Here is a 12,759-nt window from a genome sequence, read left to right on the forward strand (position 1 = left end):
CGGGCTAAAGCCCGGCCGGATCAGAGGCCCGAGGCCCGGCCGATCTTGCGCCATCGGGCGTTTTCGCGAACCGGTTTCAGGTCATCGGTCGTCTCGGCAAATGTCCGCAACCGGTATTGCCGCAGCAGGTCCGGGAACAGCGCCCCTTCCGGCAGTCCGGCAAGCTGCTCGCGGACCGAGATCTTTTCATCGATGACCCGCATGCCCCAGGCATTTTCCCGAACCTGCAGCTCGGCGGCCAGATCGCGCTCTTCTGGCGCGTTTTCATCAAGCGCAGCCAGCAGGATCGAGTGGAAAAGCGCGACATAGCCAATCTGTCTCAGGCCGCCCACAACCCGCACGCGCGGCAATATGGCAAGGGCAAGGAACATCAGGAACAAGTCCGGCAAAAGCAGGCCGTCCAGCAGTGCCTGCTGGAGATGCGGCCGCTCGAACGGGATGGAAAGACCATGCGGCCTGTCAGGCTCGATCAGCCGCCCGTTCTCGAGGACGAGCTTGCGCACGCGCTGCTCGCGGATGCCCCAGAAATAGTCCGTGGCATTGGGCAGGAACCTGCCAAATGGGCCCGATGCGGCTTCTTGCAAGGCATGGTCGAGACGCCGGCGCCTTGCGGGCTCGAGGAGCAGCCTGGAAAGAAGGCTGCCTTCATCTTCCAGATGCCGCGACACGACAGTCGCGGCCAGCCTATCATCGATGAAAACCGGCCGAGCCATGCCGGAACGATCCCAATCGGCGACCAGATCCTCGTTGAGTTCTGTCAGCGCATCGGCGGCGGTTGCAAACACCTTGTCCTGGCTGGCAAGCAGCGTGCCCAGCCAGCTTCTGGCATCCGTCTCATTGCCCACCGTTTCGAGCGCGCGCCCGTTGAGGGCGACGGGACCGGCCGCGCAGGCGCTTTTGCGGCACAGTTTGTGGCGCCCCATGCCAAACAAATTGACCTTGTCGTCGCCGACATCGAGCCATCCCGGCCCTTCCCGGCCGGTTGTCTCCATGGTCATGGTCGTTCCCATGAAGCCGAAAAAAGCCGACAGCCCGTTTTCGACCGCGCCGAGCCAGGCAAGCAGCAGGGCATCGAAGGTGATGCGATCCATCAGAAGCAGGCAGTGCAGGCCGGACTGGATAACCGGTCTGTGGTCGAATTCGTCGAGGGCCTTGCCGATCGCTTCAGGCTGCACGATCGCACCGAGGCGCTGCTGCAGGACGTCGCGCAGGATCGAGCGGGCAGCAATCGACGGGGCCGATCCAGGCCTTGCCACCGGCCGCCACAGATGGCGGGCATAATCGGAAACCGGTGCATTCCAGTTCTGCTCGATGTCACGCACGACCTCCGGGCAGAGCAGCGACAGCACGGCCAAAATGTCCACCGGAGGGGCAAGGGCAGGGACGGCGGTCATCAGAACCGCAGCCGGGCCATGCTCAGGAGGTCGTGGTACTGCCCGTCGGTAAAACCGGCCTTCACATGCCGGCCTTCGACCTCGAAGCCATGGCTTGTGTAGAGACGGATGGCCGGTTCGTTGTCGGCATAGACAGTCAATTCGACCCGCTTAAGGGCGCGCCAATTGTCGGCCACGTCAAGCAGCGCGCCTAGGATGGCAGAGCCGATGCCTCTGCCGACAAAACCATCGTCAAGGCCGATATTGATCTCGCCGATATGCGAGCGGCGCGGCGAACCCTGCGCGACCAGGCTGCCGTGGCCGACAACCTTGCCGTCCAACTCGGCAACGATCCAGGTGGTTTCCGGGCCGGACTTGGCGATGCGCCGCTCCACCTGCTCCACCATCTCGAACGGCATCCTGAGCGTGCCCCAGCGGAAGCCCGGCATATTGAAGATAGCGCACAGCGCCTCGGCATCGCTTGGCCGGACAGCCCGGAGCTGCGGCTGGATTTTCTCGGATAAGGAGGTCGTGCTGGTCATGGCTTTTCCGGCTACAGCAATTCCAGGAAAAGTGTGAGCGGTTTTCCGTCCGGAATTGCGTCAGAACAAAGGACAGAGGCAATATGCCCGGCACGATGCACCGGACGTCACCTGAAAATCCAGCCGTCTCTGCGACCTATGCCGATTGCGCGGCAAAATGCCGGGGGGCGGCGTAGAGTTTGAGGATACCGCTGACGCCGATCCAGCCGAAAAGGGCGAGCCAGCACAATGTCCCGGCCGCCGTCCAGTCGATCCGGTGCACGGCGGCGTCGGTGATGACGAGGCCAAGGACGGCAAGCAGGCCAACCAGAAACTGCGCCAGGCCGAGCACCAGCAATTCCTCACGCGGCGCACTTCTCCAGACGAGATAGGTGCCGCCTGCACCCGCGAGGAAGATGGCGCTGTAGACCTGGGCGTGGAAGGCATCGATCGGCCATGGCCAGAAGCCACCGAATGTCAGGGGAAACAGCAACAGGCCGACGCCGTAGGCCCCGAGGATCGTCATTTCCACCGGTAGGTAGGCGCGCCATGCGGGGTTCAAGATCACGCCTTTTGCAGAAGGGCGGGCCCTTGCCCGCCACAGGAACAGCCCGGATACCGCGGCTGACGCAAGATAGACCAGAAACCAGAGCCAGGGGGCTTTGCGCTCGAAGTTGAAATAACCGAGATTGATGAACGAAGCCGCCGACACGATGACGGTGAAGATGAAGGCCATGACCAGCACGAGCCTGCCGGGCGACCAGCGATTCCAGACCAGCAGCGCCGCCATCACTGCCATTTCGGCGGTGTAGAAGCCGCCGAGGAAGCGGGCATTGAACGGCGTGACGGCCCAGGGCCAGCGCGGCTTGACCAGCGCAGGCGCGAAAAACAGGCCGGCCCCGACGATCAGGACGATGATGACCCCCGCCGAGAAAAGGCGCAGGGCCGCCGGAAATGGCGGGTTGTCGCGTATCGGCATGGAGAAACCCCAGAGATGAATGCCCCATGGGCTATCATAGTTTGGAATTCAACAAATGGAAATTGACCTGTCACCAGGCTTGTCCATTCGAATGGCCGTCCGGTCCGTTTAGCAGTATGATGGAGCGTTCGGGTCGAAGATCGGTCCGGCCAACACGCCTAGAGCCGGATGATTTCAGGTCTGTCCGACCTGAAATCTGAATCCGCCTCTGAATCAGGAAGAGCATGATGTCGTCCGAAAACCGCTTCACACTTTTCGGCATCATGCTCTAGCGGCGCAATTTCCGGAGCCTGCACGATGACCGAAGCTCAGGATCTGTTCTCGCTTCTGCGGCAATCGACCGATGTCGATCCGCAGGCAATCGACGCAATCCGGCAAACCATCGCCGAGGGCAAGGACCGCGAACTTTGCCGCATCAATGCGCTCGCCTTCGCCAGCAAGCATGGCCTCGACGAGGAACGCACCATAAGCGCCTTTCTCCATGCGGCGCGGGTGGGCATCTTCGACATTTCCTGGAATGTTCTGTGCCCCGGCTGTGGCGGCGTGCTCGACACCAACGCCACGCTGAAAACCATGCAGAAGGACGAATACACCTGCGCGCTGTGCTCCCAGGGCTATTCGCCGACACTCGACGAGATGGTCGAGGTGACATTCACCGTCAGTCCCCGTGTGCGCAGGATTGCCGCCCACAATCCACACGAACTGCCGTTGGTGGAATATTACCGCCAGATCTACTGGGCGTCCGGGGCCGATCTGCCGGACGAGGATCTGGCGGAAAAGATGGAAGCGTTCTCGTTGGAAGATATCGAGCTTGCGCCCGGTGAAAAGGCGGTTCTGCACATCCAGCTTCCGCCCCAATTCATCATCGTCTTCGAGCCGGTCACACATTCGGCCCAGTTCATCGACGCGAAGGGCGAACCGGCAAAAGAGCGGCGAAACCTCTCTCTGGCCTTCGACCGCGACCATGTCCAGAGCCAGACGCTGGAGATGCAGCCCGGCCCATTGCGCATTTCGCTGGAAAACAGGACCGACACGCGCGTGCTGCCGACGGTCTTCATCGCCTGCCCGGTATTGCATGATTTCCTGGGCAAGCGCCGGCCCTTCGTGACCGCCAAGCGCCTGCTCACCAACCAGACGTTCCGGGATCTCTATCGCACGGATACGCTCGACATCAACCAGCGCCTGAAGATCACCAGCCTGACCTTCCTGTTCACCGATCTGCGCGGATCGACCGAGCTTTACGAGCGGGTGGGCGATCTTTCAGCCTTCGATCTCGTGCGCGAGCATTTCCAGGTTCTGCACGAGATCGTCGCGGCGGAGGCAGGCGCGGTTGTGAAGACGATCGGCGATGCGGTGATGGCGACCTTCGCGACGCCTGACCGTGCGATTGCCGCGGCGCTGCGGATGCGCGACGCCATGCGGGCGCTCAATGACAAAAGCGGGCGCGAGGACCTTCTGCTCAAGATCGGTGTTCATGCCGGCCCCTGCATAGCCGTGTCCATGAACGAGCGGCAGGATTATTTCGGCCAGACGGTCAACATTGCTTCGCGGGTCCAGAACCTCGCCAACGCACAGGCGATCTTCGCCACGCGTGCGGTGGTCGACGACAATCTCACTGCCGATTTGTTGCACAGGAACGCGCTGACGCCCGTGCCGCACGAGGTCTCGCTGCGCGGCATCGAGCGGGAGATTGCGGTTTATACGATCCCCTGAAGAGTTCTCTACCGCTCACACGCGCTTGCAGAGGAAATAACGGTCGGCGGGCTCCGAAGTGGGCGCCGGGAGCTGTTGCAGCAGCGGGTGATCGAGCGGCGTGCCACTGACCGCGAAGCCGCCGACGCGAAGCAGGCTCGCAATCAGATCGGGAAGCCAGGTAGCGGTCACTGCATCGCGATCGTCATAGCCGGTGCCGATGTCGGCATGAACAAGGGCGGCTTCGATGCCAATGAACTTGCGGCCCGTCTCGCGTATTTCGCCGAGCACGAGGTTTTCAGCTTCGGGAATTGAGCTAGTGTGCGCGCCAACTTCGCGGTCGAACACCACGATCCGGCGCCCGGGCAGAAGCTCGCGCAGATGGTGGAATGTCCGGCCATTGCCGAGGCCGAGCTCAAGCACAAGCCCCTCCATCTTCGCCACCTCGGGGCAGATTCGATTGAGAATGTCGCGCTGCGCGGTCATCCTGCTGATGAAATTATCGAGGCGACTCATATGCGATTGTGTGTCCTGAACCAGATCAAGAGATCGGTAACGCCCGCGACAAGAATTGTTCACGGGTGAATCCCGAAGCTGACGCGCTAAGCTCGATTGCGAGTCGGCACATATAGGGGCGGACAATAAACAGTGCAACAACCGTACAGGAGGCCGGCAAGCGACATTCCGGGTGGCGTCGGCGGCACTATGCGTGGCGGAATGGCGATCTCACTTGTAGGGGTCCGCGGCGTCCCGCAAGCCGTCGCCGAGGAAGTTGAACGCCATGATGACGAGGATGACGGGCAGCATCGGCAAAAGCAGCCATGGATAGAACGCGATCACGCTGACGCTGCGCGCCTCTGTGAGCAGGATGCCCCAGCTGGTGATCGGCGCTCTCAGGCCGAGCCCGAGGAAGCTCAGCGCCGTTTCGCCCAGGATCATGCCAGGGATGGAGAGCGTCGCCGTCGCGATCAGATGCGACATGAAGCCGGGAATGAGATGCCGCCTGATGATGCGGCTGCTTCCGGCGCCCATCAATTGCGCCGCCAGAACGTAATCCTCCTCGCGCAAGGCCAGAAGCTTTGAACGCACGGCGCGCGCCAGTCCGGTCCAGTCGAGCAGCCCGAGGATGACGGTGATGCCGAAATAGATCAGGATCGGACTCCAGGTTATCGGCATGATCGCCGCCAGGGCCAGCCATAGCGGAATGCTGGGAATCGATTGCAGGACTTCGATTATCCGTTGGACGATCAGGTCGAAGATACCGCCGTGATAGCCGGCCAGTCCGCCGATGACGATGCCGAGCAGGAAGCTGAAACTGATGCCGACGAGGCCGATAGTCAGTGAAATGCGTGCGCCATAGATCATGCGCGAGAGCACGTCGCGCCCCAGCCTGTCGGTGCCGGCCAGAAACAGCTGCCCGTTTTCGGCAGGACAGACAAAATGCCTGTCACCTTCGATCAGGCCCCAGAACCGATAAGTGTCGCCCTTGCAGAAGAAACGGAGCCGCTGAACATCGTCGTGCTTCTCGATGTAGTTCCGCTTGAGCGTGTCCATATCCAGCGTCATCTGGCGGCCATAGACGAACGGCCCGACGAACTCGCCATTGTGGAACAGATGCACGTGCTGCGGGGGCGCATAGATGTAGTCCATGTTGCGCGAGTGCAGATTGTAGGGCGCCAGGAACTCGCAGATCAGTATCCCGGAATACAGCACTGCCAGGAATATGCCGGATATAAGCGCAAGCCGGTGTTTGCGGAATTTCCACCACATCAGCCGCAACTGCGATGCCTGAAAGACCTTCGATTGCTCCGGCGTCATCGCCTCGACCGACTGCAGGTCGAAGGGCGCGCCGGAAATGTAGTGTTGCAGTGGAGCACCCGGAGCGGGCAGCGGCGAGTCCTGCTTCATTTGGTGCTGCCACCCTGCAAACGAATTCGTGGATCAAGCAGCGCCAGCGCCAGGTCGGAAATCAGCACGCCGATAACCGTCAGGAAGGCAAGGAACATCAGGAATGACCCTGCCAGATACATATCCTGGCTTTGCAGCGCCTTGATCAGCATCGGCCCGGTCGTTTCCAAAGACAAAACGATAGCCGTGATCTCAGCGCCGGAGATGATGGCCGGCAGGATCGAGCCGATGTCGGAAATGAAGAAATTGAGCGCCATGCGCAGCGGATATTTGACCAGCGCCTTGAACGGATGCAGGCCCTTGGCGCGCGCCGTCACGACATATTGCTTGTGCAGTTCGTCGAGCAGATTGGCGCGCAGCCGCCGGATCATGCTCGCCGTGCCGCCGGTGCCGATGATCAGGACCGGGATCCAGAGATGGGCGAGGATCGACTTCGCCTTGGCCCAGCTCATCGGCTCGCCGAGATATTGCTGGTCCATGAGGTGGCCGATGGACGTGCCGAACCAGATGTTGGCGAAATACATCAGGATCAGCGCCAGCATGAAATTCGGAATGGCAAGGCCGAGAAGGCCGAAGAAAGTCAGGCCGTAGTCGCCCCAGCTGTATTGATGCGTGGCGGAGTACATGCCTATCGGAAAGGCGATGAGCCAGGTGAAGATGATCGTGACGAAGGAAACCAGCACGGTCAGCCACATTCGGTCGCCGACGACGTCGCGAACCGGCAGCTCATATTCGAAGGAATAGCCGAAATCGCCGTGCAGCATCCCGCCCACCCAGTAGAAGTAGCGAATGACCGGCGGCTGGTCGAAACCATATTCCTTGCGCATCATCTGGATGCGGTCGGAATCCACCGCTTCGCCCTGGGCCCGAAGCTCGGCGACATAGCTGTCGAAATAGTCGCCCGGTGGAAGTTCGATGATGGTGAACACAAGCGCCGATATGACCAGCAGCGTTGGAACCATCACGGCGATGCGCCAGACAAGATATCGAAGCACGCTCAGGAGCCTCCAAGCCAGAATGTGTCCGGCATGTAGACACCGAAATAGGAGGTCGGGTCGTAGCCGTAGAGTGCTTTGTCAGGCAGGTTGCGCAGCCGCGAGGATACCAGAATCGGCTGAAGTGTTTCGTTCACCGTACCGATAGAGAACACCTGATCGGTGTAGATCGACAGCATCGAGTTCCAGATTTCGGCGCGCTCGCTGGATTGGGTCGATCCGTTCCAGCGCTTGAGCAAAGCCATCAACTCGACCACTTCAGGAACATCGGGCGCCTCACCCATCTTGCCATGCGACAGATAGTAAGCGCCCCAGAGCGGCCATTGCAGCTGGTCGTCGATGGTGGGGGCCAGCTGGTATGGATTCATGTCGGCGGTCGGCACGCCATTGTCGATGCCCGACGACATCGACATCAGGATCTGGCCACCAAGCGCGCGGCTGCGGAAGATGTCGCGCTGCGAAGTCCGGATGAACAAAGCGATGCCTATCTTGCGCCAGTGATCGGTGATGAGTTCGAGCGCATCGGTTTCCAGCGTGCTTTCGCCGGCCGTTTCCACGATGATCTGCGCCGGGCGTCCATCGGGAAGTAGCCGCAGGCCGTCATCGTCACGGGCCTGAAGCCCGACCTCGTCAAGCAGTGCATTGGCCTGGTCGGGATCGTGGGCGACCCAGGCTTTCGCGAATTCCGGCCGGTAGAGCGGGCTCTCCGGCAAGACCGTATCGGCGCTTTCCTGCGCCAATCCGTAGAAGACGGCCATGTTGATCTCGCGCCTGTCTACAGCGAGCGAAAGTGCGCGGCGCACGCGCACGTCACGCAAAAGGCCACGCCACACCGGGTCGGCACAATTCAGATTGGGCATGAGCGCCAGCCGCGAACCCTGTGTGCGTTTCCACAGATGCATCTTCACCGGGTAGCGCTTCTCCGCGTCCTTCAGGAAGGAGTAATCGCTGAAGTCGATTCCCATGCATTGCAGGTCGCTCTCGCCCGCACCGGTCTTGGCGGAGATGATCGCCGACGAGCTGACATTCATGATGATCCGGTCGACATAGGGCAGTTGCCGGCCGTTCTCGTCTGTTCGATGAAAGAACGGGTTGCGCTCGAAGATGAACTGCTCGGCCGGCGGCTTGGTCCGGTTCTGCCAGGGGTCGAGTGTCGGCAGATCCGGGTTCTCCGGGCGATACTGCCGCGACATGCGGATGTGCAGCAGCGTCCATTTTGCGGTCCGGTTCTCCTTCATCAGGCCGGCGAGCCGGAATGGATCCTGATATTTCTTGTGGAACTGCTTGAGATAGGCGGCTGGCAAAACAAGCGGTGTCGGCGAAGCAGCGGCAAGTTTGGGCAGGAAGTCGGGATTGGGCGCGTCCCAACTGTAGCGCACCGTCAACGGATCGACGATCTCGAAACGTGGCGGCTTGCCGTCCGCCAGCAGGGCAGGGGCGAGCCCCCCTTGCGAAAGCTCATCGTTCAGCCAGACATCTTCCCAGCAATAACGAAAATCCTCCGGCGTCAGCAGGCTGCCGTCTGACCATTTATGGCCTTCACGAATCTTGAACGTGAAGACGCGATCATCCTTTACGTCGAAACTTTCGAGAATGTCGGCCTGAAAGTTAAGCTTTTCGTCATAGCCGACCAGCCGGGAATACCCGTAGATCGTCATCATCCGGATATCTTTCTGGCTGCCGATGATCGTACGCAGCGTGCCGCCATACTGGCCGGGCTGCCGGCCCATCGCCGCGAGGTTCAACGCGCGCGGGCTTTTGGGCAGGCGCTCCGCGAGTGGCGGCAGAGCCCTGGCTTTCAGCTGCGGCTGAAGAAAATCCGGCTCCAGATCGCCGGCGCGCGCCGTGCCCGGCAGAAATGCCGAAGCCATGAGACCAAGGACAGTGCGGCGGCTGATCAATGGCGTAACTCGCTGACATCGGCCGAACGTCGGGCCAGCACGAGATGGCCGCCGCCGAGATCGAGCGGCGACAGCATATCCTCTTCGCCCTCGTCGCGGAATTGCGGGCCCCATGCGCTGGTGTCGGAAGCGCCGCCGAGCTTCAGCGTCTTGAAATCCATCGGCCGGTCGAGATCGGGGAAGGGCACTGCGGCGAGCAGCGAGCGCGTGTAGGGGTGGATCGGTTTCCTGAGCAGAATTTCGCGCGGTGCAAGCTCGACGATACGCCCGCCGCACATCACCGCGATGCGGTCCGCCATGTAGTCCACCACCGCCAGATTGTGGGATATGAACAGGTAGGTCAGGCCCAGTTCCTTCTGCAGGTCCTTCAGAAGGTTCAGGATCTGCGCCTGCACGGAGACATCGAGCGCCGAAACCGGCTCGTCGCAGATCAGCAGTTCAGGCCCCAGCGCCAAGGCGCGCGCAATGCCGATACGCTGACGCTGCCCGCCGGAGAAGCTGTGGGGATAACGCTGGATGAAGCGCGGATCGAGCCCGATTGCCTGCATCAGGCTCTTGACTGTGGCTAGCCGGGACGCGGCATTGCCACGTTGATGGATTTCCAGCGGCTCGCTCAAGATGTTTTCCACGGTCATGCGAGGCGAGAGCGACGAGACCGGATCCTGGAAAACCATCTGGAGTTTCGCCCGCAGCAAGCGCAGGGCGTCTCCCTCGGCTTCCAGGACGTCGATCGGTCCGTCGCGGCCGTTGAAGATCACGGAGCCGCCGGTAGGGGTGACGGCCCGCATCAGGATCTTGCTGACGGTGGTTTTGCCGCAGCCGCTTTCGCCAACCAGGCCCAGGCACTCACCTCGCCTGATGTCGAAGCTGACGCCGTCCACGGCGCGAACTGAGGTCTGATGGCTCCCGCCGAACCATCCGGAGTTGCGGATGGTGTAGACCTTTTTCAGATCCCTGACCGACAGCAGAATGTCGTCCGGCCCCTTCGCTTCCGGCGCCGTCTGCTTGCCCAGCAGGGTCCCGACATTCACCGGCACCTCGCGGAGCGCCTTCAGCCTTTCGCCAGGTTTCAGGTCGAAATGCGGGACGGCTGCCATCAGGCCCTTCAGGTAAGGGTGGCCTGGCCGGCGGAATATTGCCTCCACAGGGCCCGCTTCCATGATCTCGCCATGATACATGACCACCACCTCGTCGGCGACATTGGCAACCACGCCGAGGTCGTGTGTGATCAGCAGCATTGCCATGTTGAGCTTGGTCTGGAGTCCACGAAGCAATTGCAGGATTTGCGCCTGGATGGTGACGTCCAACGCCGTTGTCGGCTCATCGGCGATCAACAGAGCGGGCCGGCAGATAAGCGCCATGGCGATCATGGCGCGTTGCCGCAATCCTCCCGAAAGTTCGAACGGATACATGTCGTAGGCGCGCTTGGGATTGGGAAACCCGACGAGGCCGAGCATTTCCTCGGTCCGTGCCTTGCGCTCCGTCCGGTCCATGTGCGTATGAATCTGCAGGGATTCGCTGACCTGGTTGCCGATCGTGTGCAGCGGCGACAGCGATGTCATCGGCTCCTGAAAGATCTTGCCGATGCGGCTGCCTCTCAACGCCCGGATTTCGGGTCCGTCTCGCGGCATCTGCAGGATATCCTGCGTCGTGCCGGGCTTTTTGGGATCGGAAAACAGGATACGGCCGCGAACATGGGCCGTGTTCGGCAAGATGCCCATCACGGCCTGGCTGAGAACCGATTTTCCGGAACCGGACTCACCGACAAGCGCGGTGACCTTGCCGGGCAGGACGCGAAGATTTGCCCGCCTGACGGCATGCAACGGTCCCCCGACAATGGCAAAAGAGATGCCAACATCCTCGATCCGCAGCAGATCAACGCCTGCATCCATTCCCACACCAGCCCCAATCTGGCGCCTCCCGACCGGCCCCAAAAAGCAAGACTAGCGCATTGTCAGCGCAGAGCAACTTGGATTCGAAACGAATTCCCCGGCGACCGGCCGCCGGACAGCATACCAGGGCGTCCAGATCGGATGGTGGTGACTACTGGAGCTTCCTCCGGTCGCCCGCCGACAGCCGCGCGGCATCGCGATGAAGTAGCATGACCTGCTCGGCGTCCGATATCCGATCGTGAAACGGCTGCAGCGCAGCGTCTTCATCGAGTGCGAGAGCACCCGACAGATCGGGTGAAAGCACCGTCAGCTTCTGCTTGCTGCCCGCCAGTTCCTCCTCGCCGAGCGTCAGCCAGCTGTTGGCCCCGCAATAACCGGCGAAGTCCTTGCTGGCGAGAACGCTGTGCGGATATTTCTTGGTCAGGGTCTGGAGACGCTGGACCTCGTTTACAGCCGAGCCGAAGACCGAGAATGTGAGTCGGTCGGTAAGCCCGACATTGCCGAACATCACATTGCCGACATGCAGGCCGATACCAAATTTTATATCGCCCAGTCCTTGCTCTTTTCTGCGCAGATTGAGCTCCATCATGCGCATGCTGGCCTTGTGCGCAGCCGCAAGAGCAGCCTGGCAGGCGATCTCTGACTGCGCCCGGTGCCTTTCGCAGGGGTAGACGGCAATGAATCCATCCCCCAGGAAACTCATGATCTGCCCGCCTTTGCGATTGAAAGGTGCTGCGATGGCATCGAAAAACTGGTTCAGCGTATCGATATAGACTTCGCGGCCGGAGGTTTCGGCGAGCCTTGTCGACCCGCGCATATCGCCCATCACCAGCGCGGCCCGGATTGTGTCGCCCTCGCCGCGCTTGATCTGGCCGTCCAGCACGCGCCTGCCGGCGTCACCGCCGAGATACGTGGTCATCATGTTGTCGGCGAGCTTGGTGAGCACCGCCATCTTGCTTGCTATAGCGAGATGGTTCTGGATCCGCAGCAGCGCCGAAATCATGCTGTCGCTGAAGCCTGAAGCACTGTCGGTGGACCAGGACCCCAACATGCCCTGACTTGTATCGCCGTTGAAGGGATGGACGAAAGCCATGTAATCGGTGACGCCCATAAGCCTGAGCTCATCGAAAACAGGAAACTCCGACCGCACCGACGGGTCGAGCCGGCGCCGCAGATGATCGAGCTTGTTGCTGAGCAGATGGTAGTATGGGCTGGTCAGGAATCTGTCGGAATGGACGCCGTTCTCACTCCGGAAGCCTTCCACTTCCAGGCCTTGGCCGCGAATCCAGGTGAAACCGAGAGCGTCATAAAGCGGATGCAGCATCGAAAAGCTCAAATGCACCCGCTTCAGCGGCAGGCCGGCAGCAGCCAGCCGTTCACAAAAACCCTTGACCAATGTTTCCAGGTCGTCGCCCGCCAGCGCCGACTGGGTCAGCCAATCGGCAACCTTATCCATGAGAATGTTGGAAATTTCTGCTTGCGCTGTGCTCATGCTATC

The 12,759-nt window shown here is 61.1% G+C and carries 10 protein-coding genes; 1 reads left to right on the forward strand and 9 read right to left on the reverse strand.

The window, feature by feature from the left end; genetic code table 11:
• Window positions 1-20: 20 nt before the first annotated feature.
• The 3 genes from AC3EMP_RS03585 to AC3EMP_RS03595 form a co-directional block, all read right to left on the reverse strand.
• Window positions 21-1,394 (reverse strand): hypothetical protein, encoded by a 1,374-nt coding sequence (locus AC3EMP_RS03585; protein WP_352712985.1) that lies wholly within the window; start codon window positions 1,392-1,394, stop codon window positions 21-23.
• Entirely contained in the window at window positions 1,394-1,915 is a 522-nt protein-coding gene (locus AC3EMP_RS03590; protein WP_023685080.1) for a GNAT family N-acetyltransferase, read from the reverse strand. The genes AC3EMP_RS03585 and AC3EMP_RS03590 overlap by 1 nt, the downstream gene beginning before the upstream one ends.
• A 136-nt stretch (window positions 1,916-2,051) precedes the next feature.
• Window positions 2,052-2,873, reverse strand: a complete 822-nt coding sequence (locus AC3EMP_RS03595) for a hypothetical protein (RefSeq protein ID WP_352712988.1) — start codon at window positions 2,871-2,873, stop codon at window positions 2,052-2,054.
• A gap of 297 nt (window positions 2,874-3,170) precedes the next feature.
• On the opposite strand from AC3EMP_RS03595, the gene AC3EMP_RS03600 reads away from it, so the two are divergent.
• Entirely contained in the window at window positions 3,171-4,586 is a 1,416-nt protein-coding gene (locus AC3EMP_RS03600) for an adenylate/guanylate cyclase domain-containing protein (RefSeq protein WP_023685078.1), read from the forward strand.
• A gap of 15 nt (window positions 4,587-4,601) precedes the next feature.
• Here AC3EMP_RS03600 and AC3EMP_RS03605 read toward each other — a convergent pair whose 3' ends face one another.
• The 6 genes from AC3EMP_RS03605 to AC3EMP_RS03630 form a co-directional block, all read right to left on the reverse strand.
• Window positions 4,602-5,081, reverse strand: a complete 480-nt coding sequence (locus tag AC3EMP_RS03605) for a class I SAM-dependent methyltransferase (protein WP_023726700.1) — start codon at window positions 5,079-5,081, stop codon at window positions 4,602-4,604.
• 210 nt (window positions 5,082-5,291) lie between these two features.
• On the reverse strand, window positions 5,292-6,473 hold the full coding sequence (locus tag AC3EMP_RS03610; RefSeq protein ID WP_031196756.1) for an ABC transporter permease: 1,182 nt from the start codon (window positions 6,471-6,473) through the stop codon (window positions 5,292-5,294).
• Window positions 6,470-7,468 carry an ABC transporter permease gene (locus AC3EMP_RS03615; protein WP_023672136.1) on the reverse strand — a complete coding sequence of 333 codons (999 nt, stop codon included), beginning with the start codon at window positions 7,466-7,468 and terminating at the stop codon, window positions 6,470-6,472. Before AC3EMP_RS03615 ends, AC3EMP_RS03610 begins: the two co-directional genes overlap by 4 nt.
• A 2-nt stretch (window positions 7,469-7,470) precedes the next feature.
• The gene (locus AC3EMP_RS03620) at window positions 7,471-9,369 is read right to left on the reverse strand and encodes an ABC transporter substrate-binding protein (protein ID WP_023692891.1); all 1,899 of its coding nucleotides are present in this window, start codon (window positions 9,367-9,369) and stop codon (window positions 7,471-7,473) included.
• Window positions 9,366-11,261 (reverse strand): ABC transporter ATP-binding protein, encoded by a 1,896-nt coding sequence (locus tag AC3EMP_RS03625; protein ID WP_023710305.1) that lies wholly within the window; start codon window positions 11,259-11,261, stop codon window positions 9,366-9,368. Before AC3EMP_RS03625 ends, AC3EMP_RS03620 begins: the two co-directional genes overlap by 4 nt.
• Before the next feature lie 151 nt (window positions 11,262-11,412).
• A complete protein-coding gene (locus AC3EMP_RS03630) occupies window positions 11,413-12,753 on the reverse strand; it encodes an adenylate/guanylate cyclase domain-containing protein (protein ID WP_023672139.1) in 1,341 nt (446 codons plus the stop codon).
• Between the last annotated feature and the right edge of the window lie 6 nt (window positions 12,754-12,759).

The organism is Mesorhizobium sp. P160219, assembly GCF_057786095.1.